General features: G+C 57.0%; 27 protein-coding genes. 17 read left to right on the plus strand and 10 right to left on the minus strand.

The annotated features are described in order from the left end of the window. Positions 1 to 93 precede the first annotated feature (93 nt). Positions 94 to 678: an ANTAR domain-containing response regulator gene (locus A8710_RS10995; protein ID WP_068860497.1), complete on the minus strand. Its 585-nt coding sequence runs from the start codon at positions 676 to 678 to the stop codon at positions 94 to 96. A 106-nt stretch (positions 679 to 784) separates the two neighbouring features. Between A8710_RS10995 and A8710_RS11000 the strand changes: the two genes are divergently transcribed. The 6 genes from A8710_RS11000 (at position 785) to A8710_RS11025 (ending at position 8561) form a co-directional block, all read left to right on the plus strand. Then, a complete protein-coding gene (locus tag A8710_RS11000; protein WP_068860498.1) occupies positions 785 to 1936 on the plus strand; it encodes a D-alanyl-D-alanine carboxypeptidase family protein in 1152 nt (383 codons plus the stop codon). Positions 1937 to 1950: 14 nt separating this feature from the next. Continuing rightward, a complete protein-coding gene (locus A8710_RS11005; RefSeq protein ID WP_068860500.1) occupies positions 1951 to 2235 on the plus strand; it encodes a YbeD family protein in 285 nt (94 codons plus the stop codon). After that, the gene (gene lipB / locus A8710_RS11010; RefSeq protein WP_068860501.1) at positions 2235 to 2882 is read left to right on the plus strand and encodes a lipoyl(octanoyl) transferase LipB; all 648 of its coding nucleotides are present in this window, start codon (positions 2235 to 2237) and stop codon (positions 2880 to 2882) included. The genes A8710_RS11005 and lipB overlap by 1 nt, the downstream gene beginning before the upstream one ends. 67 nt (positions 2883 to 2949) lie before the next feature. Further along, positions 2950 to 6426: a PAS domain-containing hybrid sensor histidine kinase/response regulator gene (locus tag A8710_RS11015; RefSeq protein ID WP_068860503.1), complete on the plus strand. Its 3477-nt coding sequence runs from the start codon at positions 2950 to 2952 to the stop codon at positions 6424 to 6426. A gap of 20 nt (positions 6427 to 6446) precedes the next feature. Continuing rightward, entirely contained in the window at positions 6447 to 7703 is a 1257-nt protein-coding gene (locus A8710_RS11020) for an FAD-dependent oxidoreductase (RefSeq protein ID WP_157686404.1), read from the plus strand. A 15-nt stretch (positions 7704 to 7718) separates the two neighbouring features. Next, positions 7719 to 8561 (plus strand): class I SAM-dependent methyltransferase, encoded by an 843-nt coding sequence (locus tag A8710_RS11025; RefSeq protein WP_068860507.1) that lies wholly within the window; start codon positions 7719 to 7721, stop codon positions 8559 to 8561. Between the two features lies 1 nt (position 8562). On the opposite strand, the gene A8710_RS11030 is transcribed toward A8710_RS11025, so the two are convergent. Both A8710_RS11030 and acs read right to left on the minus strand, forming a co-directional pair. Continuing rightward, positions 8563 to 9234 carry a response regulator transcription factor gene (locus tag A8710_RS11030; protein WP_068860509.1) on the minus strand — a complete coding sequence of 224 codons (672 nt, stop codon included), beginning with the start codon at positions 9232 to 9234 and terminating at the stop codon, positions 8563 to 8565. A gap of 25 nt (positions 9235 to 9259) precedes the next feature. Further along, positions 9260 to 11203, minus strand: a complete 1944-nt coding sequence (gene acs, locus A8710_RS11035; protein ID WP_068860511.1) for an acetate--CoA ligase — start codon at positions 11201 to 11203, stop codon at positions 9260 to 9262. A 195-nt stretch (positions 11204 to 11398) separates the two neighbouring features. On the opposite strand from acs, the gene A8710_RS11040 reads away from it, so the two are divergent. The 3 genes from A8710_RS11040 (at position 11399) to A8710_RS11050 (ending at position 14470) form a co-directional block, all read left to right on the plus strand. Then, positions 11399 to 12739, plus strand: a complete 1341-nt coding sequence (locus tag A8710_RS11040) for a DcaP family trimeric outer membrane transporter (protein WP_198341665.1) — start codon at positions 11399 to 11401, stop codon at positions 12737 to 12739. Positions 12740 to 12928: 189 nt separating this feature from the next. Further along, on the plus strand, positions 12929 to 13540 hold the full coding sequence (locus A8710_RS11045; protein ID WP_068860513.1) for a hypothetical protein: 612 nt from the start codon (positions 12929 to 12931) through the stop codon (positions 13538 to 13540). A 54-nt stretch (positions 13541 to 13594) separates the two neighbouring features. Then, positions 13595 to 14470: a bile acid:sodium symporter family protein gene (locus tag A8710_RS11050; protein WP_227513028.1), complete on the plus strand. Its 876-nt coding sequence runs from the start codon at positions 13595 to 13597 to the stop codon at positions 14468 to 14470. Between the two features lie 13 nt (positions 14471 to 14483). Here A8710_RS11050 and sthA read toward each other — a convergent pair whose 3' ends face one another. Beyond that, complete coding sequence (sthA, locus tag A8710_RS11055; protein ID WP_264753534.1) at positions 14484 to 15869, minus strand: Si-specific NAD(P)(+) transhydrogenase; 1386 nt, start codon at positions 15867 to 15869, stop codon at positions 14484 to 14486. Between the two features lie 133 nt (positions 15870 to 16002). On the opposite strand from sthA, the gene lipA reads away from it, so the two are divergent. Both lipA and A8710_RS11065 read left to right on the plus strand, forming a co-directional pair. Continuing rightward, positions 16003 to 17031, plus strand: a complete 1029-nt coding sequence (gene lipA, locus A8710_RS11060) for a lipoyl synthase (RefSeq protein ID WP_082968816.1) — start codon at positions 16003 to 16005, stop codon at positions 17029 to 17031. After that, positions 17031 to 17564 (plus strand): hypothetical protein, encoded by a 534-nt coding sequence (locus tag A8710_RS11065; protein ID WP_068860519.1) that lies wholly within the window; start codon positions 17031 to 17033, stop codon positions 17562 to 17564. The genes lipA and A8710_RS11065 overlap by 1 nt, the downstream gene beginning before the upstream one ends. Positions 17565 to 17567: 3 nt before the next feature. On the opposite strand, the gene A8710_RS11070 is transcribed toward A8710_RS11065, so the two are convergent. From A8710_RS11070 to A8710_RS11085, 4 genes are all read right to left on the minus strand, one after another. After that, positions 17568 to 18506 (minus strand): PA2778 family cysteine peptidase, encoded by a 939-nt coding sequence (locus tag A8710_RS11070; RefSeq protein ID WP_068860521.1) that lies wholly within the window; start codon positions 18504 to 18506, stop codon positions 17568 to 17570. An 11-nt stretch (positions 18507 to 18517) separates the two neighbouring features. After that, positions 18518 to 18913, minus strand: a complete 396-nt coding sequence (locus tag A8710_RS11075; RefSeq protein WP_068860523.1) for a PA2779 family protein — start codon at positions 18911 to 18913, stop codon at positions 18518 to 18520. A gap of 64 nt (positions 18914 to 18977) precedes the next feature. Continuing rightward, complete coding sequence (locus tag A8710_RS11080; RefSeq protein WP_068860525.1) at positions 18978 to 19625, minus strand: MBL fold metallo-hydrolase; 648 nt, start codon at positions 19623 to 19625, stop codon at positions 18978 to 18980. A 3-nt stretch (positions 19626 to 19628) separates the two neighbouring features. Next, positions 19629 to 20129, minus strand: a complete 501-nt coding sequence (locus A8710_RS11085) for a DUF4442 domain-containing protein (RefSeq protein ID WP_068860527.1) — start codon at positions 20127 to 20129, stop codon at positions 19629 to 19631. Positions 20130 to 20184: 55 nt separating this feature from the next. On the opposite strand from A8710_RS11085, the gene A8710_RS11090 reads away from it, so the two are divergent. Then, positions 20185 to 20673 carry a YajQ family cyclic di-GMP-binding protein gene (locus tag A8710_RS11090; RefSeq protein WP_068860529.1) on the plus strand — a complete coding sequence of 163 codons (489 nt, stop codon included), beginning with the start codon at positions 20185 to 20187 and terminating at the stop codon, positions 20671 to 20673. Here A8710_RS11090 and A8710_RS11095 read toward each other — a convergent pair. Further along, positions 20663 to 21700 (minus strand): AraC family transcriptional regulator, encoded by a 1038-nt coding sequence (locus A8710_RS11095; protein WP_068860531.1) that lies wholly within the window; start codon positions 21698 to 21700, stop codon positions 20663 to 20665. The genes A8710_RS11090 and A8710_RS11095 overlap by 11 nt on opposite strands. 142 nt (positions 21701 to 21842) lie before the next feature. Between A8710_RS11095 and A8710_RS11100 the strand changes: the two genes are divergently transcribed. Beyond that, on the plus strand, positions 21843 to 22334 hold the full coding sequence (locus A8710_RS11100; protein ID WP_068860533.1) for a DUF4442 domain-containing protein: 492 nt from the start codon (positions 21843 to 21845) through the stop codon (positions 22332 to 22334). Between the two features lie 2 nt (positions 22335 to 22336). On the opposite strand, the gene A8710_RS11105 is transcribed toward A8710_RS11100, so the two are convergent. Beyond that, a complete protein-coding gene (locus A8710_RS11105) occupies positions 22337 to 22540 on the minus strand; it encodes a SlyX family protein (RefSeq protein ID WP_068860534.1) in 204 nt (67 codons plus the stop codon). A 107-nt stretch (positions 22541 to 22647) separates the two neighbouring features. Here A8710_RS11105 and A8710_RS11110 point away from each other — a divergent pair, with 107 nt between their 5' ends. The 4 genes from A8710_RS11110 to A8710_RS11125 all read left to right on the plus strand — a co-directional run bounded on the left by A8710_RS11110 (position 22648) and on the right by A8710_RS11125 (position 25858). Further along, positions 22648 to 24447 carry an ATP-binding cassette domain-containing protein gene (locus tag A8710_RS11110; protein ID WP_068860536.1) on the plus strand — a complete coding sequence of 600 codons (1800 nt, stop codon included), beginning with the start codon at positions 22648 to 22650 and terminating at the stop codon, positions 24445 to 24447. 85 nt (positions 24448 to 24532) lie between these two features. Further along, positions 24533 to 25228, plus strand: coding sequence for an acetoacetate decarboxylase family protein (locus tag A8710_RS11115; RefSeq protein WP_068860538.1), 696 nt, complete (start codon positions 24533 to 24535; stop codon positions 25226 to 25228). Positions 25229 to 25283: 55 nt separating this feature from the next. Further along, positions 25284 to 25562 (plus strand): type II toxin-antitoxin system RelE/ParE family toxin, encoded by a 279-nt coding sequence (locus A8710_RS11120; RefSeq protein ID WP_068860540.1) that lies wholly within the window; start codon positions 25284 to 25286, stop codon positions 25560 to 25562. Then, complete coding sequence (locus tag A8710_RS11125) at positions 25562 to 25858, plus strand: HigA family addiction module antitoxin (protein WP_068860542.1); 297 nt, start codon at positions 25562 to 25564, stop codon at positions 25856 to 25858. Before A8710_RS11120 ends, A8710_RS11125 begins: the two co-directional genes overlap by 1 nt. Positions 25859 to 25862: the final 4 nt, after the last annotated feature.

Genomic DNA, 25862 nt, shown 5'->3' on the forward strand with positions numbered 1-25862 from the left:
ACGCGAGGGAACCCGTTGTCGCTTGTACAGGCTTGAACTGCACATCTGAGTTAAAGCAGAAACTGTGCCAACTCTACAAAAAATGGCTTAGTGCTATCCCGGGCTGATGTCGCCGGCCTTCGCCAAGAGCAGCCGAGCCACATGCCCTAAGCTCTCACCGCGCTCCATCGCTTTTTGCCGCAATGCTTCGAAAGCCGCCTGGGAGCTGCATTTTCGGCTATCGCTCAGCCAATCTTTGGCTCGCTCAATATCCCGCCGATCACTCAATGCCTGACGCAAGCTGTCAACCTCGTCACGCAAGGTGCGCTCGCGCGACACCAGTACATCTAAGACCGGCAGCAAGGCTGCCAAATGCACCACATCACTACCAAAACCCGTGTAAACCGCGAACCCCGCACGACTAACGCGCTGCGATAGGCCTTGATCTAAGCCTTGGCCTAATAACAACAAGGGGGTGTCGAGCCCGAACGGGGCATAGCAAAGCTGCTCCACACTGTCGCGTAAGGGGTCGGTGTAGTCGACAAGCACCACATTGGGGCGCATGGCCGTCACCAATGCTTCGAGATGCATCAGGCGCGACGCGGGCAAGGTTTCCACCGCGTGCCCAGCGTCCAGCAGCAAGCGCCCGAGCGAATCGGAGCGAGTACCAGGCTCACCGAGTAAAAGCACACGCAACATCAGAAAAACCTTTGGCTATTTTGCCGAAGCTAAGCAATCGCTGTGCCATCGCTGTTTTACCTGCATTAGAATGACTGCATTCAGATCACTAGTTCGGACCCTTCAGATGAACCGTATCCTCTCCACGACCTTCCTTGCTGTATTGCTAAGCAGTGGCTTTGCTAACGCCTTTGTTGTGCCCAACCCACCTGCACTGGAAAACAAATCCTATGTGGTCATGGATGCTGACTCAGGTCGCGTATTGGCCGCCAGCAATGCCGACTTGCAACTTGAGCCGGCGTCACTCACCAAAATGATGACCAGCTATATTGTTGAGCATTCATTGGTGAGCGGTCGTCTAAAAGAGTCGGACCCTGTGTTGGTCAGCGAGCATGCGTGGTGTCGCGGCACCAGTGCCGAGTCTTGCATGTACCTGCCACTGAACGGCTCCGCCTCCGTCATCGACATGCTTCGTGGCGTCATTATTCAGTCCGGCAACGATGCCTCGAAAGCTTTGGCAGAGCATATTGGAGGCTCAGAGCCTGCGTTCGCTGAAATCATGAATGCGGAAGCTAAGCGCCTGGGCATGAAAAACACTCACTTCATGAATGCCACTGGCCTGCCTGATCCCGCCCACCTCAGCACCGCGCGTGACATGGCGATTTTGGCTCAGGCCATCATTCGCGATAACCCCAAGTACTACCCGATCTACGCGGAAAAAGAATTCACCTACAACAACATCAAGCAGGGCAACCGTAACGCCTTGCTCTACACCGACCCCACGGTGGACGGTCTGAAAACGGGTCACACAGAGAATGCCGGCTTCTGCTTAGTGGCCTCTAGCAAACGCGGCAGTATGCGGTTGATCTCAGTGGTCATGGGCACCAACAGCATGCAAGACCGCGCTGATCAAACCCGCGCGCTGTTTAACTGGGGCTTTAGCAGCTTTGAGACCATTAAGCCGCTGGCGGCAGGCAAAGTGCTGGGCGACGCGCAGGTGTGGTTTGGTCGTGAAGACCTCGTCAAAGCCGGTCTGGATCGTGACCTGTCCATCACCCTGCCCCGTGGCCAGAAAGACAAAGTCCAAGCTGTTACTCGCTTGATGCCTGATCTGGAAGCCCCCATTGCCAAGGGTCAGAAAGTCGGCGAAGTCGTGGTGACGCTGGATGGCAAAACCATCGCCACACAAAATGTAGTCGCCATGGAAGCCGTGGAAGAAACCAACTTCGTGGTTCGCCTGTGGCACCACCTGAAGCGCTTCCTGAGCAACTTGTTCTAAACGAGAGATTCGCTATGGAACGCAAACCAACTGACATTTTGCATGAGGAACTCTGGCAGTTCCCCATGGACTATCCGCTCAAGGTCATGGGGGAAACCCGTTTCCCGATGGCGCAAATAGTCGCCGACATCATTTGTCGCCATGTGCCTGATTTTGACCCGGCCAGCCTCGATATCGTGCCGTCATCCAAGGGCACCTATGTGTCCGTACGGGCGCTATTCCGAGTCGAGCGCAAGGAACAGATCAACGGTCTCTACGCGGATCTCGCCGCCGAACCGATGATCAAGAAGGTGCTCTGATGCGCGCGGTCTTGCACACGAGCTGGCTAGGGCGGCGAGATTACGAGCCCACCTGGCAGGCCATGCAAGACCTCACGCAAACGCGAGATCAAAGCAGCCCAGACCAACTGTGGCTGCTCGACCATCCGCCGGTTTACACCCAAGGTCAGGCAGGCAAGCCCGAGCACTTGTTGCTCACGGGCGATATTCCAGTGGTGCAATCTGATCGCGGCGGGCAAGTCACCTACCACGGTCCGGGGCAGCTCGTGGGCTACCTCTTAGTGGATATCGACCGGCTAGGCATCAGTACTCGGCACTTTGTCGAGGCCGTTGAAGATGGCCTAACAGCGGCTGTACGCAGCTTTGGCATCGCGGCAGTCGCCGATCGCTCGGCGCATGGGGTCTACGTTGACGGTCGCAAAATTGCCTCGATAGGCATGCGCATTCGACGCGGCTGTAGCTATCACGGCTTTTCAATCAATGTGGACATGGACCTCAGCCCTTTTCGTGGCATCAATCCCTGCGGCTATGCGGGACTGAGCATGTGCCAATTACGCGACTTTGTGCCGGCTCACGCGTCTCTGATGGCGCAGGCGCGTGCTGCCGCCGTGGGTGGGCTTCAGCAATACCTCCCACAACTCGACTTTCGTCTAAGCCCCACGGGCTAGACGCTCGCGCAGCCTTACACCATAGTCGCAGAGAATCTATTCAACGGCCGTCGCTGGGGAGTTAGGCATGCCACATTGGCTGCTGCCGCTTATTTCGCTGCTGTATATCAGCCTGCTGTTTGCTATCGCTTATTGGGGTGATGAACGTAGCCATAGCCTATCCTCTTCCCACAAAAACCTGCTCTACAGCCTTACTTTGGCCGTGTATTGCACTTCGTGGACGTTTTATGGTGCCGTGGGCGCTACCGTCACTGGCGGGTGGGCCTACCTACCCATTTACTTAGGGCCATTGCTGTTTATTGTCTTTGGTCGCTCCCTGCTCGAGCGCATGGTGCTCATCAGTAAGTCACGCTCCATCACCAGCATTGCCGACTTCATTGCGGCGCGTTACGGCAGAGCACAATTACTGGCAGCGATGGTCACTGTGGTCGCCATTATCGGCGCCCTCCCCTATATCGCCTTACAGCTGAAGGCCGTGGCCATGAGTGTGGATGTCCTTAGTGCAGGCGGTTTGGGCCAAGCCTTCCCTACGAACGACACGGCACTTTGGACCAGTCTTTTACTGGCCCTACTGGCCATGCTTTTTGGTACACGCCACATTGACGCGACCGAGCACCACCACGGGCTTATGCTCGCGATTGCCTTTGAATCGCTGGTTAAACTGATCGCTTTACTGGCCGTTGCATGGCTTGCTTGGCGTGGCTTGCAAGCACTTCCGGCCGGCTGGCAAGCGGATGCTCGTCTCAATCAACTCCTGCGCCCCAGCAACCTCCCTACTGGCTTCATGGCACAGCTCTTACTCGCCTTCTTAGCCATGATGTGTTTACCCCGACAATTTCACGTCGCCGTCGTGGAGTGCCACGATGTTAGACAAGTGCGTCAAGCGCCACTCTGGTTTGGCCTCTATCTCCTGCTGATTACGCTTGCCGTACTGCCTATTGCCTGCATGGCGTTGTTAGATCCACGCTTGGCTGGCATACACCCAGATACCGCTGTGTTGGCCTTGCCGCTCATGCTTGGTGAAGAGGCGCTAGCGATGCTGGCGTTTATCGGTGGGTTTTCGGCAGCCGCCGGGATGGTAATTGTTGCCTCCGTGGCGTTATCTACGATGATTTGCAATGACCTCGTGGTGCCCTTGCTCCTGCGCTTTGGACGCTTTGGACGGCAGCCGATGCCACGCTTACTGTTATGGATTCGGCGCTGGGCTATTTTAACGTTGGCACTCCTCGGCTATGGCTACTACCGCCTGCTAGCCGAGTTTTCTCAACTCGCATCCGTGGGCTTGCTAGCCTTTTCCGCCGTGGCGCAATTTGCCCCCGCATTGATCGGGGGGCTATTTTGGCGAGGAGGCTCTCGGCAGGGCGTCATTGCAGGCCTCATCGCTGGTTTCGCCATCTGGCTATATACACTGATGTTACCGGCCTTGTTGCCCGCACTCGGCTTTGATAATGACTGGCTAACTCACGGTCTATTCGGTGTCGATTGGTTCAAGCCTTACGCCCTGTTTGGCCTCACCGGTTGGGACACCCTGACGCACGGTGTTTTTTGGTCGCTGCTCATCAATATTTCGTTGTTCGTACTCGTTTCATTACGGTTCCGACCCAGCATTCGTGAGCAACTGGAGGCAGCCCCCTTTTTAGATCCCTACGCGGATGAGGCGGACAATCTGCACACGGCCGAATGGCATCGACTACCCCTCAGTGAACTTCACACCTTAGTTGCTCGCATTCTAGGCCAAGAGGCGACACAGCAAGCCTTTGAGCAATTTGCTCGTGGACGCATGCAGCACTTAGATTTGCGTCGGCCTGCCAGCCGGGGCTGGGTGCAGTTTTCAGAGCGACTCTTGGCAGGTGCGATGGGCACTTCATCGGCACGCACCTTATTGACCACTGCATTACGCGGCTCCGGCCTAGAAATAGGCCAGGTCGTGGCATTACTTGACCAAAGCTCGCAATTACAACGCTTTAATCGTGGCGTGCTGAGCACCATGATGGAGCACATTGAGCAAGGCATCAGCGTGGTCGATGCTGAGATGAAGTTGGTGGCGTGGAATAGTCGCTATTTAGAGCTATTTGACTACCCTGAAGGCATGGTCTACGCCGGCTGCCCAGTGGCTGATCTCATTCGCTACAACGCCCAACGCGGCGAATGTGGTCCTCGCGATATCAATGCGCATGTCGCGAAACGACTGGATCATATGCGCAACGGCAGTGCTCATGTGGTCGAGCGTCGGCGTGCCGATGGCAAAGTCCTTGAACTTCGTGGCCAGCCCATCCCGGGCGGCGGCTTTGTTACCACCTTCGCCGACATCACGCACTTTAAGCTCACCGAGAGCGCGCTTTCAGAGGCCAAAGCAGCACTGGAACTGAGGGTGGCTCAACGAACCGCAGAGCTGGAAGCCGCGTTGATAGCCCAGCAACAAGCTAAGCAGCAGGCCGAACACGCTAATCAGTCTAAAACTCACTTTCTAGCGGCTGCCAGCCATGACTTACTTCAGCCCATGAATGCGGCACGACTATTCTCATCCGCGCTCAGCCTGCATCCCGCCCTGAGTGGGGACGCCCAACAACTGGCCAAACAAGTGGATAGCTCTTTACGCGGTGCCGAGGAGCTGCTCTCGGCATTGCTCGATATTTCACGGCTGGATGCAGGTGCACTCAATCCACATCAAGAACCCATTGCCCTTAGCGACCTTTTGCGCGAGTTGGCGGAGCAGGTGCGGCCTGTGGCCCAGCAACGCCACTTGCAATTGCGTCTTCATTTGCCGGAAGCGCCGGTTTGGGTGGTCAGCGACCGGCAATGGCTACGTCGTATCCTGCAAAACTTTATCAATAATGCCCTGCGCTACACCCGAGAAGGTGGTGTCTTGATTGGACTCCGTGCGCGTCAAATGAATGGTCAATCGACTTGGCGTGTTGATGTATTGGATACAGGCCCGGGAATTCCTTTCGGCAAACAAGCGCATATATTTGAAGAGTTTCAACGCGGTGGAGAAGCGTCACCCTGGGGCGAAAAAGGTCTGGGGCTAGGGCTAGCGATTGTTGACCGCATGGCTCGTCTACTGCAGCACCCCGTCACCGTTCGTTCAACACGGGGACGCGGCGCCTGCTTCAGCATTTTGATGCCCGAAGCCATCCACACACCTAGCCATAAACACCCGTTGGCTGCTGACCTTCAGCAAGAAGGTAACCTGCAAGGCCTGCGTGTACTTTGCATTGATAACGAGCCCGACATACTGGCCGGCATGAGTGCCTTGCTCAGTCGCTGGGGCTGTACCGTATTTCTCGCGCCGGATGGGCCAACAGCGAAACAACTGCTGCAAGAAAAAGACCCACAAGTGGTACTGGCCGATTATCATCTTACCGACAATGAAGACGGCTTGTTGCTCCTATGCGAACTCAGTGTGGGACGCGCAGGCGCTTTGGTGACCGCAGACCATACCGATGCAGTAGCCCATCGCGTTCGTGAGGCGGGCTTAGGCCTGCTCCGCAAGCCCATCAAACCTGCCGCTCTGCGCGCGTTCTTGAGTGCGCAGCGGCGCTAACGCTCCGGAGTATGCTGGGCATGAGTGAACAAATTGCCGTTATTGGTAGCGGCATGGCGGGCTTGGCCGCCGCGAGATTAGCGCTCTTAGCGGGTCATCGCGTGACGGTATTTGAAGCGCATCCGCAACGCGGCATGGATGCCCACAGCCTGCACATTCATGGCGGTTTGGTGGACGTGCCTTTACGCGTCATGAGCCCCTTGGCTTGGCAGAGTGTGCTGACACTGGCCGAGCAAGTCGGCGTGAGCAGCTTCCCCGTCGATACCTTCACCTCTTGTAGCTGGGATGATGGCAGCACCTGGTTTCGCAGCAGCCGGTTGCCCGGCGTGAATTGGCCTTGGATTGGCTCCTGGCGTCATCTCAATGGCAAAACCCTGATGCTGGCACAAGGCCTGCGGCAACTGCGCGCAGCCACCGAGCGACTGCGCAATAGCCCAAACGACACGCGCTTGCTGCAACAGTTTCTCGCTGAGGAGCAATTCCAACCGCTGTTTTGGCGCGGCTTGATGCTGCCCATTTTGACCACGATTTGCACCTGCCGAGAAGCGCATCTCATGGCGTGGCCAGCGCGCGACCTCATGCTCTTGGTGGATACCATCTTGCATGGCAGTACCTTGCGCCGACTCACGGGCGGCACCCCGGCACTGGTCGACGGCCTAGCTCGCGGCCTTCACTTTATCAGTGGCAGCCCCGTGACGTCGGTCACCCGCAACGACCATCAGCCACACCCGTTGCGCGTCACCAATGCCCGCGGTGAGCAGGCCGACTTTGACCGCGTCATTGTGGCCACCCAAGCGAACCAGATCGATTTTCTGGACGCCACGGAGTATGGCCGCGAGCGCGCCTTATTGACTGATGTACGCTTCGATCACGGCGAGCTATGGGTGCATAGCGATACGCGCTTCTTACCCCGCCGTCGCAGTGAGTGGAGCGCGCTCAACTTTCAAATGGACCGCCAGTTCACTGAGCCCATGTTCACAGTCCTTGTGAATGCGGTTGAGCCGTCGCTGCAAAACGCGCCGCCGGTACTACAGACATGGAACCCCGCGTTCGAGCCCGAGGCCGAGCACGTCATTGCCCGTGTTCCGTTAGCTCGTGCGGTCGTTCATGCGGGGACGCGCAGTGTGCAAGCTGCCCTCGCTGAACTGCACGCCGAACCCGACCGTCGCGTCTTCTTTTGTGGCTCTTGGGCCTACCCGGGTGTGCCGCTGCTGGAGTCCGCCGTCCGCTCGGCACAAGCCGTCGCAGCGGTGCTGCCGACCTCTCGGCCGGCATGAAATGGCCGCCTACGCATGACAGCAGACACCGCCACATTCGCCATTGCGCACGTCCTACTCGATGACGCCATGCCAGCGCCGGCATGGACCAATCTCGGCTGCTGGCAGCGGCCCGATGGGACGCCCATAACAAACTATGTGGAGGCTGCCGAGCAGCTCGCTTGGCGCGTAGGCGCGGCAGCTATAACCTCCACGGGGCAATGCGTAGCCGACCTAGGCTGCGGCCATGGCGCCAGTCTGCTGTTTTGGCAGCAGCAATTCGCAGCGGGCCATGTGATTGGCATAGAGCTGCAAGCAACTTGCGTAGCGGGCTGGCCAGCTCATGCCCGAGAAGGCCTCTCGATGCATCAGGGCCGCTTCGATCAGCTGCCCCTGCCGGAAGCCGTCATCTCAAAGCTCCCGCCAGAGGGATGTGATACGGTGGTCTGTGTGGATGCTGCTTACCATGCCGACTCGCTGGGTGCCTTTGCTGCCGTAGCTAAAAATCTTCTGCGCTCTCAGGGTCGCCTGGCCTTTACCACGGTGCTTAAACCCTCACACAGCGGCATGCTTCGCCAGATACAACATCGCCTCATCACAACGCTCACGGGCATCCCTAAGGCCAGCTTTGTCACCGCCAGCGAACTCGAGCACACACTGACACGACTGGGCTTTGAGGCCATTCGTATAGAGTGTTTGGATGCAGAGGTTTTACAAGGATTCGCCGATTTCGTGGCACGCCGCTCGGCAGAACTTCCCACCACGAAAAAACGCGCTCTAGCTTGGCTGAAAATAGCCGGAACTGCCGCCCTCTGCCGACACTGGCTCCGATGGCAGAGGGCGCATTATGTGTTGGTCAGTGCGCAGCGCACCGATTAACTCAGTCCTCTTCTATAACCTCAACCATTCGCATACTCGGATCAAGCTGCAGCCGGGCAGCCGCTACCACAGCCTGTGTCCGATTCGATGCTCCAAGCTTTCTCAGAATGGCCGTCATATGCGCCTTAATGGTCGCCTCTGAGACATTCAATTCGTAGGCAATTTGCTTATTCAACAAGCCATCCGCCAGCATCATGAGCACGCGAAACTGTTGGGGTGTGAGATCACGGATACGCTCAGCAATATCGACTTCATCCGGCGCCAGTTGCGTCTGCTGTGAGCCCGCCGCCGAGGCCGGCAGCCAGACATCGCCGTCCAACACACCCGCGATGGCCTGTGCCATTTCCTCCAAAGACGAGGACTTGGGTATATAACCACTGGCACCATGGGCAATGGCTCGACGCATTACGCTAGGCTCTTCATTCCCAGACACCACAATAACCGGCAACGAAGGGTAACGCGCCCGCACATGAACGAGCCCTGAAAATCCCGAGCTGCCCGGCATGTGCAGATCCAGTAGCAGTAAATCCAAATCGTCTGCGGCCTCGAGCCGCTGCTGCAAGCTTGCAGTGGTGTCGGCCTCAATCAATTGAGCCATCGGGAACAAGCTCGCCACTGTCCGCTTAAGCGCATCACGGAACAGCGGATGATCATCCGCGATAATGAATTTCATGCTCGCCTCCCACCTCAGGTTTGCCTTAGCCCGCTTTACGGCTCTTGATCAAACTCTCGACTACCGACGGGTCGGCTAGCGTGGAGATATCGCCAAGGCCATCAAACTCGTTGGCGGCAATTTTGCGCAGAATGCGACGCATGATTTTGCCCGAGCGCGTTTTTGGCAGGCCCGGCGCCCACTGAATCATGTCCGGCGCAGCAATCGGCCCAATCTCCGTACGTACATGCGCGATCAATTCTTTACGCAGCGCTTCGCTAGGCTCAGCACCTGCCTGTAGCGTGACATAGGCATAAATGCCTTGACCTTTGATGTCGTGCGGGAAGCCCACCACCGCTGCCTCCGCGACCGCCTTATGGGAGACCAGCGCGCTTTCGACTTCGGCGGTTCCCATGCGGTGGCCCGACACATTCAACACGTCATCGACACGCCCGGTAATCCAGTAATAGCCATCAGCATCGCGCTTGGCACCATCGCCCGTGGTGTAAACACCGGCGAAAGTTTTGAAATAGGTCTCAATAAAGCGCTGGTGATCACCATAGACCGAACGCATTTGTCCGGGCCAGGAATCGAGGATGACGAGGTTGCCTTCGCAGGCGCCCTCCAGCACCTGGCCTTCGTTATCCACAATGGCGGGTCGCACGCCAAAATAGGGCAAGGTGGCCGAGCCCGGCTTCAACGCAGTCGCACCGGCCAGCGGCGAGATCAATACGCCGCCGGTTTCGGTCTGCCACCAGGTATCAACAATTTGGCAGCGGCCATCGCCCACCACGCGGTGATACCACTCCCACGCCTCAGGATTGATCGGCTCGCCCACAGAGCCGAGCAAGCGCAGACTTTTGCGTGACGTGGACAGCATGGGGGCATCGCCCTCACGCATGATGGCGCGAATCGCGGTGGGTGCCGTGTAGAGGATGGTCACGCCATGCTTATCTACCACCTGGCCAAAACGACTCCAATCCGGATATTGCGGCACCCCTTCAAACAGCACGGTAGTGGCGCCATTAGCCAGCGGGCCATAAAGCGCATAACTATGCCCGGTGACCCAACCCACATCAGCAGTGCACCAGTGCACATCGTTCTCGCGAATATCAAAGACATTGGCGAAAGTACTGGCGGTATAGACCAAATAGCCCCCGGTGGTATGCAACACGCCCTTGGGCTTACCGGTAGAGCCCGAGGTGTACAAAATGAATAGCGGGTCTTCGGCATTCATGACTTCCGCCGGGCAATCTGCGCTCATGCCCGCCATCAGATCGTGATACCAATGGTCGCGGCCAGCCTCCCAGTTCACCGAGCCGCCAGTGCGGCGCACCACAATGACGGTCTTCACGCCACTGCCTGCCGGCGTGCGAATGGCGTTATCCACATTCGCTTTCAGCGGGATGGCGCGCCCACCGCGTAGGCCTTCATCAGCTGTAATCACGATGGTGGACTGGCAATCTTCTATGCGGCCGGCCAGTGAGTCCGGCGAGAAGCCTCCGAAAACCACGGAGTGCACTGCCCCAATGCGCGTGCAGGCGAGCATGGCCACAGCCGCTTCCGGAATCATCGGCATGTAAATCGTCACGCGGTCGCCCTTCTTAACGCCTTTGGCCTTCAGCGCGCCAGCAAAGCGACAGACTTCATCATGCAATTCGCGATAGCTGATGTAGCGACTCTCACTGGGGTTATCCCCCTCCCAGATAATGGCCGTTTTGCCGGCACGATCCTGGAGATGACGATCCAAGCAGTTAGTGGACACGTTCAGCGCGCCATCGGCATACCAGCGAATTCGGAAGTCCTCAACGTTGTAGGACACATCTTTGATTTGGGTGAATGGTTTCATCCAATCCAGCAGTGTCGCTTCTTCCGCCCAGAACGCCTCGGGATCTGTCACCGACAATTCATAACGCCGCTCGTAGTCAGCAGCCGAGTTACGCGCACCTTTGTAATCGTTAGGTACGGCGTAGGTTTTGATTTCACTCATGAAGAACTCCTTCGGCAATCCGCCATTGAATGGTGCGAGTATGTCCTGACTTACGAGTCAGGCGCATTAGTCTTTGGTCGAAATTCACCCTTCCAGTTGGCATTCGCACAAGGTCTTAGAGACTAAGGGCTAATAGCCAGTCTTCATGAGCTATCGCTATACATCGATAACCCTTAGCGCTGGAGAGTTAGAATCATGAGCCGTCTGATGCAACTTTGCCGCTTCACCCCCCTAGCCTTGGCATTGCTACCCGTTAATAGTTGGGCAGATACACACAGCGACATTGCTGAACTGAAAGCACGCCTCGCCCAACTAGAGCAGCAAATTAATAGCGCTACGGAAAATACCTCGCCAAAGCCCTCGCCCGCTGTCGCCGTACCTGCCACTCCAACAGGCCTGAAGCTAGGAGAGACCCAGGTTGGCTTCAAAGGTTATGTAAAACTAGACGCCATCTCCTCTCAGTTCTCAGCAGGAGAAGTAGGCCGCACCGTGGGTCGTGACTTTTATGTCCCGAATCAAATCCCGGTTTTTGGTGGCGCAGGTGCCACCGCCATGAGTAATGGCAAATCGCGTCAGTTTTTTGATCTACATGCCAAACAAACACGCTTCATTGTCACCACTGAAACCCCAGTGGGGGGTGACAGTGCGCTTAAGGGTCATATAGAAATGGACTTCCTCGGCTCAACACAAGGCGATGAACGCATCAGCAATGGTTATAGCCCTGAATTAAGACAAGCCTTTTTTACTTACGGCCGGTGGATGGCAGGTCAAGCGTGGACCACCTTTCAAGACTTGGGCGTGCTGCCGGAAACCGCTGATTTTGTAGGGTCCTCCGACGGTGCCGTGTTTGGCCGCCAGCCACAGCTCCGCTACACCCGTGGGCCTTGGCAGTTCGCCCTAGAAAACAGCCAAACCGTCGTGGGCGGCTCAACAGACAACGGACCTACAAGCTCAGCAGCGCCTGTTGAAAGCAACGACAGCGCCGTACCAGACATCGTGGCGCGCTATACGCACAAAGGTGGTTTTGGACACCTGTCCAGCGCTGCGCTCGTGCGCCAGCTACGCGTCAAAAACCCAACAGGTGCAACCAATACCGGTGACAGTCAAACGGCCTACGGCGTTTCGGTCTCCGGCAAAGTCAAGGTGGGGCAAAAGGACGATATTCGCTTCATGCTCACTCACGGTGACGGGATTGGCCGCTACATGTCTCTCAACACCAGTAATGACGCCACCTTAAATACGGTAACTGGCGAGCTGGACTTAATTAGCATTAGCGCAGGCTATGTCACTTATCGTCATTTTTGGACAGATAATCTACGGAGCAACCTACAGTTCTCCTTGTTCTCTGCAAGCAACCCCCATTCCGCCACGGCAGATGCGACGAAGCGAGTGACCTCCGGACTAATCAATTTGATGTATGCGGTAAACCCCAAGCTAGATGTGGGCGTAGAAGGACTACATGCCAAACGAAAAGTTGAAGGCGGGGCTGAGGGCGACTTGGATCGACTGCACTTCACCGCTCGCTACAACTTCTAAGTCAGGCCAATCCATTCATCCTGAACGGTGAACGCAACACAGCTTAGCCCCGGTCTTCCGGGGCTTTTTTTGGGCCGATTTCATTGAGTCGAAATTGCAAGTCCTTACAAAACAGCAACGCGTCTGCAATTTCACTCTACGCGCACAAGGCATAAGTTCAGTACATCTCCACAGTAAGGACGCCAGCTCATGTCCACTTGGCACAAACACGCACTAACTCGTTTAAGCACACTGGATGCCCTGAGCGACGGCATGTCCACTAGCCCGCTGCCTGAGTTTGGCACGCGTGGCAATGTGGCGCGTGTGTCCCACCTCAAGTTAGCGGCATCGAATGCCATCCCCAAACCTCAGCTGGATCAGCCCTTTTTCTCAACCCACGGCTCGCCGTTACTGGGTGTTTGGTGGGCGCTTTGGAGCCTAGCTGGTTTCGCCATGATTACTCAGGGTGGCGGTGGCGGCTGGATGGCCTTCAGCCTTTTCGGACTCCTCGCCATGCTGCGTCAGAGCAGTAACCTATTGGTTGTCTCCAACCGCACGCTGCTCTTGCGGGATGGCATTGCCGGCGGTCGCACCCGCCTGCTTGCCTGTGCCGACATCGATGATGTCTGGGTGCATCAGTCGCTACTCGGGCGTTGGCTGGACTATGGCCGCATCGGCTTGCGCTCAAGCCAGAACGATATTGTCTGGAGCCCGGTAATCGCGCATCCCTTCGCCGCTAAAAACGCCGTTGTTATGGCCGTGACGGGGCGTCGCCCTGTGGGCATTCCGCCTAGCCAGCAAACACCGCTAACTGGCATCTAAGCTCCTCGTTGCCTGCAACTTGCAGGCAACGCGTAATCCCGCCACTATCCGGTCATAACAACAAAAACCGGACCCATCATGAATAGCGTTTTTATTACTCTGCTGCTGCCCGTTTCACTATTTATCATTATGTTTAGTCTTGGCCTGGCACTTACGCTGGCCGACTTCCGACGCGTCGTGTTGTACCCCAAGGGCATCAGCATTGGCCTGCTCAATCTACTCTTAATTTCGCCGCTGCTCGCTTTTGTGCTTGCCGTTGTCTTCAAGCTGCCGCCTGAACTTGCCGTTGGCATGGTACTGCTTGGTGCATCGCCCGGCGGAACCACCGCCAATATGCTGACTCACCTCGCACGAGGCGACACGGCTCTCTCCATCTCCATGACCGCCATCAGCAGTGTGGCTGCGGTGATCCTAACGCCCCTGATACTTAGCCTCGCCAGCGACCACTTCATGACCGGCGAGCTCGCCGTTCAGCTCGACATGTCTGGCATTGTGGTGAAGGTGCTCATCATCACCCTGATTCCGCTCAGCCTAGGCATGTTGGTGCGCGCCAAAGCTGAAGCATGGTCGCTGCGTAACGAACCACTCGCCAAGAAAATCGCCATGGTGTTTTTCGTGCTGGTGGTCTTTGCCGCGCTCTTTAGTGAGCGCGCCCACATTGGTGAGAATCTGGCTGTTGTTGGTCTGGCCGTGGTGAGTTTGAATGTGTTGGCCATGACCATCAGCTACCTGATGTCTATTGTGTCCGGCTTGAATGGCCGCCAGGCCACCGCTGTGAGCATTGAGCTGGGCGTGCACAACACCACGCTCGCCATGGCCGTTGGCGCGATGGTATCGCCCACCATGGTGATTCCAGCCGCCGTTTACGGGGTATTTATGTTCTTCACAGCCGGGGCTTTTGCGCGCTGGATGTACCAGCGCAACGCCTAAGCGCATGAGCCGCTTAAAATAAGCGGTTCATGCCGTTGAGCGCAGCTACCCGATAAGCCTCCGCCATGGTCGGATAATTAAACGTGGTGTTGGCGAAGTAATCGATAGAGTTACCCGGCTGATTCATCACGGCCTGCCCAATGTGCACAATCTCAGCCGCGTTGTTGCCGAAGCAATGAATACCCAAAATCTCACGGGTATCGCGATGAAAAAGAATTTTTAGCATCCCCACCACATCGCCCGATATTTGCGCGCGTGCTAAATGGCGGAAGAAAGACTGCCCCACTTCGTAAGGCACTTTGGCATCGGTGAGCTGCTTCTCGGTTTTGCCCAAACAAGAAATTTCCGGAATGGTGTAAATGCCTGTGGGCACTTCGTCCACATGCGGCACATCTTGGCTGCCGGTGATGTGCGCGGCGGCACAGCGACCTTGGTCGTAGGCGGCGGAAGCCAGCGCGGGCGGGCCAATAACATCGCCTACGGCAAACACCGACGGATTGGCGGTGCGGTACTGTTCATCCACGGCGATTTGTCCGCGGCTATTGGCTTGCAAGCCCACCGCTTCCAGCGCCAGCGTCTCCGTATTACCGGCGCGGCCATTGCACCAGAGAATGGCGTCGGCCTTAATTTTCTTACCCGACTTCAGGTGTAAAACCACACTATCGTTTGTGGTTTCCACGCGCTCGTACTCTTCTTGATTACGAATCAGCACGCCCAAGTCGCGCAGATAGTGCGAGAGTGCATCGGCAATTTCATCATCGAGATACGACAGCAACTGCGGCTGCGTATTGACCAGATCGACCTTGTAGCCAAGGCCAACAAAAATCGAGGCGTACTCACAGCCAATCACCCCGGCACCGTAAATAATCAGTTTATTAACCGCGTAGTCCAGCTTCAGAATTTTGTCGCTGTCGAACACGCGGGGATGACCAAAGTCGATATCACGCGGCTGGTAGGGCCGGCTGCCCGTTGCAATCACGGCATGCTCAAAACCAATACGCTCGGTAATGCCTTCCGGCGTCAACACGGAAATGAGATTGGGCTCCTCGAAGCGCGCCTGCCCGAAATAAAGATCCACATCGTTGCGCTCGAAAAACCGATGGTGCGTGCTGACCTGTGTCTCAATGACTTTGTGCGCGCGCGCCAGCACCTGAGACAGCGGCACACTGCGAATGTCGGCCATGCGCGATAGCAATGGGTCGCGCCTAAATCGCATCAGGTTATATACCGTTTGGCGCAGCGCCTTGGAGGGAATGGTGCCGACATGCGCACAGTTGCCGCCGACCTCGCCGAGTTGATCAATGACCGCCACGCGACGCCCTTCTTTCACCAGCTTCATCGCCGCTCCTTCACCGGCGGGACCCGCACCAATCACCACTGCATCGTATCGCGTTGCCATTACTGCTCTCTCATTGTTCAAGGCATTCGTCATCAGATGCCTAGCCTACTGGATTTTCAGATGCATCGACTATTGGCGTTTGGCCTTATGCAGACAGGTTGCGCTACACTTCGTGGACTAAATGAGATTTGTCATGAGCGAACCTAGCAATCTATCCCCGGTAGCCATTCACCCGGCCAACCAACCCACTAGCAGACCTGCCCCCATCGAGGCCGGCGTAAAGCTACGTGGCGCCGAAAAAATGGCGCGCATTCCCGTGAAAATCATTCCTACCGATGAGTTGCCGCGTAAGCCGGACTGGATTCGTGTGCGCGTGAAAAACCCAGGCGAAGTGCAGCGCATTAAGGGCCTGCTGCGTGAGCAAAAGCTTCATACCGTCTGCGAAGAAGCCGCCTGCCCAAACCTTGCCGAATGCTTCGGCGGCGGCACGGCCACCTTCATGATCATGGGCGATATCTGTACGCGTCGCTGCCCGTTCTGTGATGTCGCCCACGGACGCCCCAATGCGCTCGACGCCGATGAGCCGCGGCATCTCGCCGAGACGGTGGCCAATCTCAAGCTCAAATATGTGGTGGTCACCTCTGTTGACCGCGACGACCTGAAAGATGGTGGCGCACAGCACTTTGTCGACTGCATTACCGAAGTGCGCAAGCTCAACCCAAACACCAAGATGGAAATTCTCGTGCCGGACTTCCGTGGCCGAATGGACATTGCACTACGCCTCATCAGCGAATGCCCGCCGGATGTTTTCAACCACAACATCGAAACCGTGCCGCGTCTGTATAAAGCCATCCGCCCCGGTTCCGACTACCAGCACTCGCTACAATTGCTGCAACGCTTCAAGCAGGAACGGCCCGACATTGCCACCAAGTGCGGCTTAATGGTCGGCATTGGCGAGACAGAAGAAGAAGTCATGGCTTTGCTGGCAGATCTGAAAGCGCACGATGTGGATCTGGTGACGATTGGTCAGTACCTGCAGCCATCGAAAACGCACGCCCCCGTGGATCGCTTCGTGCATCCCGATGAATTCGCCCGCTACGCCGCCTATGGCCGCCAGCTCGGCTTCCGCAATATCGCTAGCGGCCCCATGGTGCGCTCGTCGTATCACGCCGATTTGCAGTTTGCGGGCGTGGATGTGGTTAATTACGGGCTGAAAAACTGATGACCATCGCTGGGCGTGATTTGTTTAATGCGCTCCGCGTGGTGCCCGCCACGGCCACTGGCACCAACACTGTACTCACAGCCAGCCGAGTCGACATCGGCTGGGCTGCATGGCGCGCAAGCACGCCTCCCTTGCAAATATCTCGCTTGAAGCAATGGGCTTTTAGGCTAAAGCTCTGGCAGCACTTTGGGCAGGCGCAATTTTTGGTGCAGATAGATGACAGTTATCACACCGCAACCAGCATTCGTGTTCGCCACCAGCCAGAACAGGGCAACATCGACATTCTTCTGATTCAAACCGCCAGCATCTGGCAATGCTTTTACGGGCTGTTGCAAAAGCAGTTGGGTAAGGCTCCGCCATCTTGGCGCAAACAGCTCAGTGGCCAGGTCATACGAGTTTCGCGCTACCCCAGCAGCCAAGTCCATCCTGTTCTGCCACAGGTCCATCAGCTCGGCTACACCCACTGTGCCGAGGCAATGCTCGATGGCCAGCACGGTTGTGAGCTCCCCCTGCACATTAGCAGCGACCGCTAATCCTTAGTGCCTAGACTTTTTCTGCGCCAGAGCCGCTTCTGCCGCAGCCAGCGTGGCTCGCGTTTCCGCTCTGTCCAATTGCTGCAAAGCTCGTCTGGCTAGGGTTATCGCTTCGGATAGCTGCCCACTGCGCGTCAAGACATCCGCGAGATTGTTCAGCAGCCACGGTGCCTCCGGCAACGCCAGCAGCCCCTCACGCAAGACCGCCTCAGCACTGACCAGGCCCTGCTCCTGCTCGGTTACTTTTGCCAATGCCAACCACAGAGGAACTTCCTGCGGCCAACGCTGAAGCGCACGACGCACTCCCGTCAAGGCAAAAGCTGGCGCCACCCTAGACATAGCCAGCAGCTGGCGACTAACGACAGGTAAAGCGGCAGATGCCGGCCATTCAGCCGTCACCGGTAGCAGGCGGATGGCCCAACGACCGCTGCGGGTCCAAGTACGATCAAAAACCGACCAACTCATAACGAGACGTGGCTCCTCACCGGAGCGCAGAATCACTTTACCGCGCGCGGCATCAACGCCAATGACCACGGCGTAATGCCAAACTGGGTACCATGACAAACCGTTGTTCTGAAACACAATAACCGGGCTACCTTCGGCCACGGCCTGCGCAATCACGCGCAAATCGGGCGTCAGTCGTTCAGGCACAAAGCCACGCATGCGAGACTGAGCCAATAACTCATCCGCCAAAGTGCCTTCGCGATCTGGAATATAGAGTGAGGGCGCCAGCTCATCTGGCGTGATCGCGCGACCGAGATAGCTCATCACCATCGCTAGGGCGGCAGGACCACACTGATACTCGCGCTGGGCATAAAAAGGAACAGCGCTTAATTCGACGGCTTGCGGCGGCTGCTCGCGCAAATCAAGGGCCTGCGGCGTCATGCAGGCGCTCAACACTAACGCCAGCAGCGCCGTCAGCAGGAAACGGCTGCGGCGCATACGGGCTTTACTCAACGCGAACGCGTGAATGGGAAGACTTTGGTCAGCCCGAGAAGATCAGTTACCAGCAGCACCAAAAAGATGAAAACAACAGCACCAACAAAGCCGTTACCACCCACTGGAGTCGCATCAATTTTGCCTGCCAGACGCTGAACTTCTTCATCGGAAAGCGCGGCAACACGATCGACTGCTTGATCAGCACTCACACCAAAACGTGTCATTTGCGTTCGCACATCGTCACGCTGTAGCCAGCTCACGACTTGCGCGCGCTGCCCATCAAGCACTGAACTGTCAGTACTCGACAATACTGCCTCAGGCGCAATGGGTCCGGCGACGGCCATGACGCTCCAGGTGCTAGTGGTCAGAATCATTACACTTGCTGTAGCAGCTCGAATGAACTTTTTCATTTTTCTAACTCCATGAATAGCTCATTGAACATACGCTCATCTTCCTCGGCGTGTTGCTTTATTTTTAACCGCGTTTGTCAGCCACAAACGGGTTGGTTAAACGCTCATGCCCAATCGTGGACATCGGCCCGTGGCCGGGCACGAACTCCATGTCATCCGGCAAGCTCCAGAGCTCACGCTTAATGGCATCAATCAGAGTCTGATGATGCCCCATGGGAAAGTCTGTGCGGCCAATCGAGCCGGCAAACAGCACATCGCCCACAAAACTCACGCGCGCGGCCTCCGAGATAAACACCACATGCCCCGGCGTATGGCCAGGGCAGTGCCTGACCTGCAGGGTTTCAGCCCCAACACAAACCTCTTGCCCCTGATCCAACCAGCGCGAGGGTGTAAAGGGTCGCGAGGCCGGAAAGCGGAACATGCGCGACTGATCATCGAGTCGATCTATCCAGAACTGATCGCCCACATGCGGCCCCTCAATAGGCAAATGCAGACGCTCCGCTAATTCCGCGACGGCTCCGGCATGATCGATATGCGCATGGGTAACCAACAGCTTAGTCAGTGTCACACCCTCCTCGGCCACGGCCGCCAGCAAGCGCTCGATATCGCCACCGGCATCCACCAGCGCCGCCTCACGGGTGCTGTCACACCAAATTAAACTGCAGTTTTGCTCGAATGCGGTGACCGGCAAAATACGAAAACGCAGGGCCATGATTTACTTCTCCACGGGCTGAGTGGGGGCGCTGATTTCAGCCGCCGCCGGCGGACGCAACGCAGGCTTTAGGCGGATATAGAGTGTCTTTTGTACGCGCGCTACAACCTCGCCGGCCGCATTGACCACCTCTACGGGCAAGACCGGGCGTATCGCTTTACCCGTCGCTGCTTGGGCGCGAAAGTCCGCAATCTGCTCGACGCTAAGTCGGAAGCGGGCATAGACCGTACCGCGCCCAGGCGATACAAAATCAATGTGCGCGGCCTGGTCCCACACCACATAGTCTTTCGCTAAATGCTGCATGAGCATGAGCATGTAGAAGGGATCGGTCATGCTGTACAAACTACCGCCGAACTGTGTGCCGACGTAATTGCGGTTAAAACGCGTCAGGCGCATGCGCACATCAATTTCGGTGTAGTCGTCGTTAATCCGCTCTATGTGTACCCCAGCCCCCAGAAAAGGGACGTACAGGTTCATCATCCAACGTAAGACAGCCGGTTTCATCGTGCAGGACCTCAGGTATCATGCAGGCGGAATTTTTATCGGGAGCAAAGCTACCATGCCATCCATGGATGTTGTGTCTGAACTCGAAGTTTTCGAGGTCAATCATGCCGTGCAAAACACGGTAAAAGAAATTGCCACACGCTTCGATTTTCGTGGCTCTGAGGTCAAGGTCGACTTCAATGAAAAGAATAAGGAAATCAAACTGTCGGCCGAGTCAGACTTCCAGGTCGATCAAGTGCGCGCCATGCTGGAAGCGCACCTGATGAAGCGCAAGCTTGATCCGCAAGTCATGGACCCGCAAAAAATTGAGGCGTCGGGCAAGTACATGAACCAAGTCATCAAGCTCAAAGATGGCCTGGACTCCGACACGGCAAAGAAAGTCGTGAAGCTGTTGAAAGAAAATGGCTACAAAGTTCAAGCCAGCATTCAGGGCGACAAGGTGCGCGTGACCGATAAAAAGCGTGATGCCCTGCAAGATGTCATGGCGTTTCTGCGCCAGCAGACACTGGGCCTGCCACTGCAGTTCAATAACTTTAAAGACTAAGCGCCGTTCGCCGCTGTGCTTGTCGATAAGCCAGCGGCGTCAGCCCAGTCCAGCGGCGAAACACGCGGGAAAAATTCGAGCTATCCCGGAAGCCCAGGCTACTGGCGATGGCCTTAACCGAGGCCGACGTGTTGGCTAGGGCGTGTTGTGCACGACGGCTACGCTCCTCATTCAGTAAGTGCTGATAACTACACCCTTGCTGACTGAGTCGCGCTCGTAATGTGCGCACGGGCAATCCCAGCAACACAGCCATCTCGTTCAAACTGGGCAGAGCGTCACGCTGCTGGCTCAGCGCATGGCGCACCCCATCGGTAAAGGCTCCTCGTGCTAACAACACATCCATGCGGGCATTAATTTTTGACAATACGTCGGCATGGGCTTGCGCATCGGCACTGGCGATGGGGCGATCCAAAATATCGTTGGGAATACTCAGGCCATTGAAGCTGGCATTGAAATGCACGCCGCCTCGGCAATGGCTCAGTAAGGCCTCAGCAAATGCAGGGGGCGGACTCATCAAGTGTACCGACAGGCGCTCTGCCTCTTCGCTCAGCAAGCCCTCACAGATATTAAATGCCGTGGCCAACAGCAGCGTCATTACAAACGCTTCATCCATGGGTAAGTCGTTAAACAACTCCAGCGCCAAGGTCAGCCGGTCTCGACGCTGGCTTTGATGCATCAGCACAAAGGGAGCCACCGTGGCCATGTATTCGTAATAAAGCGCAATGACCTCGCGCAGACTCGCGGCGGTCAGCGTGGCCTGGCCCAGCAATCCGTGAGCATTCGGCGGCAAACATTGGGCGTAACGCAGGGATAAATCTGGCGCTGCCGTGAGTTGCTGCGCGCGCACAAACAGCGCAAATACCTCACTGACTGGCACCAATAACTCGGGCCTCGCCAAAGACTCCGCACTGAGCTGCGTCGCGCTCAGCAGCTTTTCTGGCGGAATTTGCCACTGGCTTTCACACAATTTAAGCAGCTTTCTGGGATAGGCCGCGATGGTAACCAAACGCGGAGAATTCGCCGACATGTCGCGTTCTCGCTAAAACAATGGCGCCAGCATAACAGAGCCCGACTTGACCGATACGGTGTCAGCTTGCGTCAACTCAGCCAGTCCAAGACCGCGTATTTTCGGGCAAGCTGTAACCACTTTGTCTAACCGAGTTCGCACCATGCAGATGATTGAAAACAACTTAACCCGCCTCATGCGCCCGCTGGCCAAGCTGCCAAGCAATCTGCGCGTCTCCACGCTCTCGTTTATTCTCGGCAAGGTCGTGCCGTTTGTAGGCACCAGCAGTTTGCGTTACGAAGAAGTGACGCCGACACGCGTGGTCGTCTCCATTCGTAATCGTCGCCCGGTGCAGAATCACATCAAGGGCGTGCATGCGGCCGCGATGGCTCTGCTCGCCGAAACCGCAACAGGCTTTGTGGTGGGCGTGAACCTCAGCGATGACAAGCTGCCACTCATCAAAAGCTTACACGTCGACTTTAAGCGTCGCACCGTGGGTGACATGCGTGCAGTGGCATCGCTAAGCGAAGAGCAAGTGGCGATGATTCGTAGCAACCCCAAAGGCGAGCTGCTGGTTCCGGTCACCGTTACCGATGAGTCCGGCGAAGAGCCGATTCAATGCCAAATGCTCTGGGCCTGGGTCAGCAAAAAATAAGATCAGTAGTGCGGCGGGGGCGGCTCGTCCGCCTCGTCAGCCATCTGTGACGGCTGCAAGGTTTTCATCTGCTGATAGAGCAGACGCATTTCCGCCTGCAATAAATCAATCTGCTGTTGTTGCTGTGCCACGGTGTGGTTCAGCGCCTCCAGCAGATCATCTTGAAAGGCTAGCTTCACTTCTAGCTCCGTAATTCGCGCATCCATCTCTGCATTTCGCCTTTGACTTACCAATAGGCGTAATTGTACGGCTTATGAACAGCTCAGGTTTGCTAGAATGCGCGCTCTCTTTTGCAGCACTTCGGCGTAATTCAATGGCTTTGCTTTCCCTGCGTGATGTTTCTGTGGCCTTTGGTGGCCCTCACCTGCTCAATAAGGCGGCGTTCAGCCTAGACCGGGGTGAGCGTGTTTGCGTCATCGGTCGAAATGGTGAAGGCAAATCGACTCTGTTCAAGGTCATCGCCGGCGAGATCCTGCCCGATGGCGGCGAGCTGGTGCGCCAGCAAGGTCTGCGCATTGCTACCATGATGCAAGAAGTGCCCCGAGACTGGGTCGGCACGGTGGAAGACATTGTCTCCGGTGGCCTGCAAGAGCATCCGGACATGGTGGGTCAGCTCGAAGATTGGGAAATTCAAACCAAGGTCGCGAAAATCACCACGCGCCTGGAGCTGGACCCGTATACGGATTTCGCCAGTCTCTCCGGCGGTCGCAAACGTCGCGTGCTGCTCGCGCGCGCGCTGATCACCGAGCCCGACATCCTGCTGCTCGACGAACCCACCAACCACCTCGATATCCGCTCCATCACCTGGATCGAGCAATTCCTGCTGGGCTGGAATGGCACACTTTTATTCATCACCCATGACCGCAGCTTTTTGGCGGCAGTGGCCACGCGTATTGTTGAGCTTGATCGCGGCACGCTGCGCAGCTTCCCCGGTAACTACGCGCTGTACTTAGAGACCAAGGCCGCGCAGCTAATTGCCGAAGAGCATCAGAGCGCGGTCTTCGACAAGAAGCTGGCCCAGGAAGAGGTCTGGATTCGTCAGGGCATTAAGGCTCGCCGCGTCCGCAACGAAGGTCGCGTGCGTGCGCTGGAACAGCTGCGTCGTGATCGCGCTGCGCGCCGTGAACGGGTCGGCAAAGCTAACCTCGCCATAAGCGATGCCGAACGCTCGGGCAAGCTGGTCATGGAAGCCACCGGCCTGTGCAAAACCCTCGGCGGCTTAACGCTGGTGAAGGATTTCGATGCCGTGGTCATGCGCGGCGACAAAATCGGCCTGATCGGTGACAACGGCGTCGGCAAAACCACGCTGATCAATCTGCTGCTGCAAAAGATCGAGCCCGATGCCGGCTCGGTACGCCACGGCACCCTGCTCCAAGTCGCCTACTTCGACCAGCTGCGCGCCCAGCTCGACCCTGAGCGCAGCGTCATCGACAACGTGGTGGAAGGCTCAGACTTCATCGAGATCAATGGTCAGCGCAAGCATGCCCTGTCGTATCTGCAGGACTTCCTGTTCTCGCCGCAGCGTGCACGCACACCAGTGAAGGCGCTGTCGGGCGGCGAACGCAACCGCCTGCTGCTGGCCAAGCTGTTCACCCGCCCAACCAACCTGCTCATCCTCGACGAGCCCACCAACGATCTCGACGTAGAAACGCTGGAGCTGCTCGAAGAGCTGCTGGTCAGCTATCAGGGCACGCTGCTGGTAATCAGCCATGACCGCGCCTTCCTCAACGAAGTGGTGAGCAGCACCTGGGTCTTCGAGGGCGATGGCCAGATCAATGAATACGTGGGCGGCTACGATGACTGGCTGCGCCAGCGCCCGACGCAGACCGCCGTGTCGCTGCCTGGCAAGCCCGCTGCTGCGGTTGCGGCCAGCCCCGCGCCCGCCGCCCCGGCCAAGCGCAAACTCAGCTACAAGGAGCAGCGCGAACTCGACAGCATTCCCACCGAAATTGCCGCGCTGGAAGCCGAGCAAGTGGCTGCCAATGCCGCCCTCGCCGATGGCTCGCTGTATGTCAGCGACAGTGCTCGTGCCGCCACGCTAAGTCAGCGCCTGAGCGAAATCGACGAGCGCCTGCTGCATCTGCTCGAACGCTGGGAAAGTCTCGGCGGCTAAGGCTTGACCCAACAGTCACGAATAGGCAAGCTCCTGCGACCCGCCGAACATAACCGGCCCGTTTACTCGCAGGAACTGCCTCGCCATGTCCGCCTCTCTCCTTGCCAACCCCTCCCTCGCACTCGCGCCTGCTCCGTGGCAGCTCAGTGGTCAGGGCTATGCCTTCCTGATGAAAATGCCGGAAGACGTGCTCGCCAACTGTCCGTTCACGCCCACGGGCCTGCGTAAAAGCCGCCGCAGCCCACTGTCATTGGCGATGCTGGTGGACTACCAAAGCAGCGCCGTTGGCCCCTATCAAGAACTGTTGTTTATTCCCGGCACATTCGACTTCGGCAACGGCGAGCGTCAGCCCAGCATCTCGCGCATTTATGTGTCTTCGCAGGCCTCCGTGCTGAATGGCCGGCGCAACTGGGGCATCCCCAAAGATCGTTGTGATTTCGCGGTATCACTAAATGACGAAGGCATCGATCGCGCCGTGCTCACCGCCGATGACGGTCGCCGCATTGCCGAAATGACCCTGAGCAGTAGCGGCCCGGCTCTGCCGCTGCCGGCTCATTGGCTGCCAGCTGCGTGGCGCACGCTAGCACAAGTCTGGGAAGGCAAAGTGTTCACCCTCGCCCCTAGCGCGCAGGGCAAGTGCCGCGCCGCGAAAGTGTTGGACTGGCACTTTGACCCCGAATTGTTTCCCGATCTCGCGAGCGGTCGCTGCCTAGCCGCAGTGAAAATTCCGCAATTTACGATGACGTTTCCGGAGCCATCGGTGCGGACTTGGCACGGCTGAATACATCGCCAGAATCACTGTTGCGCATCAGTAATCACTCTGCCAGAATATCGGCATGATCAAGAGCTTTAAACACAAGGGATTGGAAAAGTTCTTTACCACCGGCAGCACTGCTGGGGTTCAGGCGACGCATGTGCGTCGTTTGGAAGAGCGCTTGCAAGCGCTTCATACCGCCATGGACATTAGTGATATGGACTTGCCCGGCTGGCGCCTGCACGAGCTCAAGGGCAATCGTGACGGCCTCTGGGCCATTAATGTGAGCGGGAACTGGCGCGTTGTCTTTGAGTTTATCGATGGCCACGCTTATGTCGTGAACTATGAGGACTATCACTGATGACTATTCAGCAGCACAACCCCATGCATCCCGGCGAATTTATTGCACGGGTATATCTCGAACCCTTTGAGCTGGGTTCCAATGAGCTGGCACGAAAGCTCAAGGTCAGCCCAGGGCTGGTGAGCCGCCTCGTGAATGGCAAGACAGACATTTCGCCTGCCATGGCCTTAAAGCTATCCAAAGTGCTGGGACGCTCCCCGGAAAGCTGGCTAATCATGCAAGACAACTTCAATCTCTGGCTAGCCCGTCAACGTATTGATTTGACAGAGTTTGAAAGTATCCAGTTCGCGGTATGAAAAC

Source organism: Perlucidibaca aquatica, from assembly GCF_001676655.1.
In the GTDB taxonomy this organism is placed as follows: domain Bacteria; phylum Pseudomonadota; class Gammaproteobacteria; order Pseudomonadales; family Moraxellaceae; genus Perlucidibaca; species Perlucidibaca aquatica.

What these genes read in the sequence shown, in the direction of transcription:
- A8710_RS11125 (WP_068860542.1), top strand. Translation starts at nt 25,562, where the DNA reads ATGACTATTCAGCAGCACAACCCCATGCATCCCGGCGAATTTATTGCA.
- lipB (WP_068860501.1), top strand. Translation starts at nt 2,235, where the DNA reads ATGCGCGCGGTCTTGCACACGAGCTGGCTAGGGCGGCGAGATTACGAG.
- A8710_RS11110 (WP_068860536.1), top strand. Translation starts at nt 22,648, where the DNA reads ATGGCTTTGCTTTCCCTGCGTGATGTTTCTGTGGCCTTTGGTGGCCCT.
- A8710_RS11065 (WP_068860519.1), top strand. Translation starts at nt 17,031, where the DNA reads ATGACCATCGCTGGGCGTGATTTGTTTAATGCGCTCCGCGTGGTGCCC.
- A8710_RS11090 (WP_068860529.1), top strand. Translation starts at nt 20,185, where the DNA reads ATGCCATCCATGGATGTTGTGTCTGAACTCGAAGTTTTCGAGGTCAAT.
- sthA (WP_264753534.1), bottom strand. Translation starts at nt 15,869, where the DNA reads ATGGCAACGCGATACGATGCAGTGGTGATTGGTGCGGGTCCCGCCGGT.
- A8710_RS11040 (WP_198341665.1), top strand. Translation starts at nt 11,399, where the DNA reads ATGAGCCGTCTGATGCAACTTTGCCGCTTCACCCCCCTAGCCTTGGCA.
- A8710_RS11080 (WP_068860525.1), bottom strand. Translation starts at nt 19,625, where the DNA reads ATGGCCCTGCGTTTTCGTATTTTGCCGGTCACCGCATTCGAGCAAAAC.
- A8710_RS11085 (WP_068860527.1), bottom strand. Translation starts at nt 20,129, where the DNA reads ATGAAACCGGCTGTCTTACGTTGGATGATGAACCTGTACGTCCCTTTT.
- A8710_RS11020 (WP_157686404.1), top strand. Translation starts at nt 6,447, where the DNA reads ATGAGTGAACAAATTGCCGTTATTGGTAGCGGCATGGCGGGCTTGGCC.
- acs (WP_068860511.1), bottom strand. Translation starts at nt 11,203, where the DNA reads ATGAGTGAAATCAAAACCTACGCCGTACCTAACGATTACAAAGGTGCG.
- lipA (WP_082968816.1), top strand. Translation starts at nt 16,003, where the DNA reads ATGAGCGAACCTAGCAATCTATCCCCGGTAGCCATTCACCCGGCCAAC.
- A8710_RS11045 (WP_068860513.1), top strand. Translation starts at nt 12,929, where the DNA reads ATGTCCACTTGGCACAAACACGCACTAACTCGTTTAAGCACACTGGAT.
- A8710_RS11015 (WP_068860503.1), top strand. Translation starts at nt 2,950, where the DNA reads ATGCCACATTGGCTGCTGCCGCTTATTTCGCTGCTGTATATCAGCCTG.
- A8710_RS11025 (WP_068860507.1), top strand. Translation starts at nt 7,719, where the DNA reads ATGACAGCAGACACCGCCACATTCGCCATTGCGCACGTCCTACTCGAT.
- A8710_RS11120 (WP_068860540.1), top strand. Translation starts at nt 25,284, where the DNA reads ATGATCAAGAGCTTTAAACACAAGGGATTGGAAAAGTTCTTTACCACC.
- A8710_RS11000 (WP_068860498.1), top strand. Translation starts at nt 785, where the DNA reads ATGAACCGTATCCTCTCCACGACCTTCCTTGCTGTATTGCTAAGCAGT.
- A8710_RS11005 (WP_068860500.1), top strand. Translation starts at nt 1,951, where the DNA reads ATGGAACGCAAACCAACTGACATTTTGCATGAGGAACTCTGGCAGTTC.
- A8710_RS11070 (WP_068860521.1), bottom strand. Translation starts at nt 18,506, where the DNA reads ATGCGCCGCAGCCGTTTCCTGCTGACGGCGCTGCTGGCGTTAGTGTTG.
- A8710_RS11100 (WP_068860533.1), top strand. Translation starts at nt 21,843, where the DNA reads ATGCAGATGATTGAAAACAACTTAACCCGCCTCATGCGCCCGCTGGCC.
- A8710_RS10995 (WP_068860497.1), bottom strand. Translation starts at nt 678, where the DNA reads ATGTTGCGTGTGCTTTTACTCGGTGAGCCTGGTACTCGCTCCGATTCG.
- A8710_RS11105 (WP_068860534.1), bottom strand. Translation starts at nt 22,540, where the DNA reads ATGGATGCGCGAATTACGGAGCTAGAAGTGAAGCTAGCCTTTCAAGAT.
- A8710_RS11030 (WP_068860509.1), bottom strand. Translation starts at nt 9,234, where the DNA reads ATGAAATTCATTATCGCGGATGATCATCCGCTGTTCCGTGATGCGCTT.
- A8710_RS11115 (WP_068860538.1), top strand. Translation starts at nt 24,533, where the DNA reads ATGTCCGCCTCTCTCCTTGCCAACCCCTCCCTCGCACTCGCGCCTGCT.
- A8710_RS11095 (WP_068860531.1), bottom strand. Translation starts at nt 21,700, where the DNA reads ATGTCGGCGAATTCTCCGCGTTTGGTTACCATCGCGGCCTATCCCAGA.
- A8710_RS11075 (WP_068860523.1), bottom strand. Translation starts at nt 18,913, where the DNA reads ATGAAAAAGTTCATTCGAGCTGCTACAGCAAGTGTAATGATTCTGACC.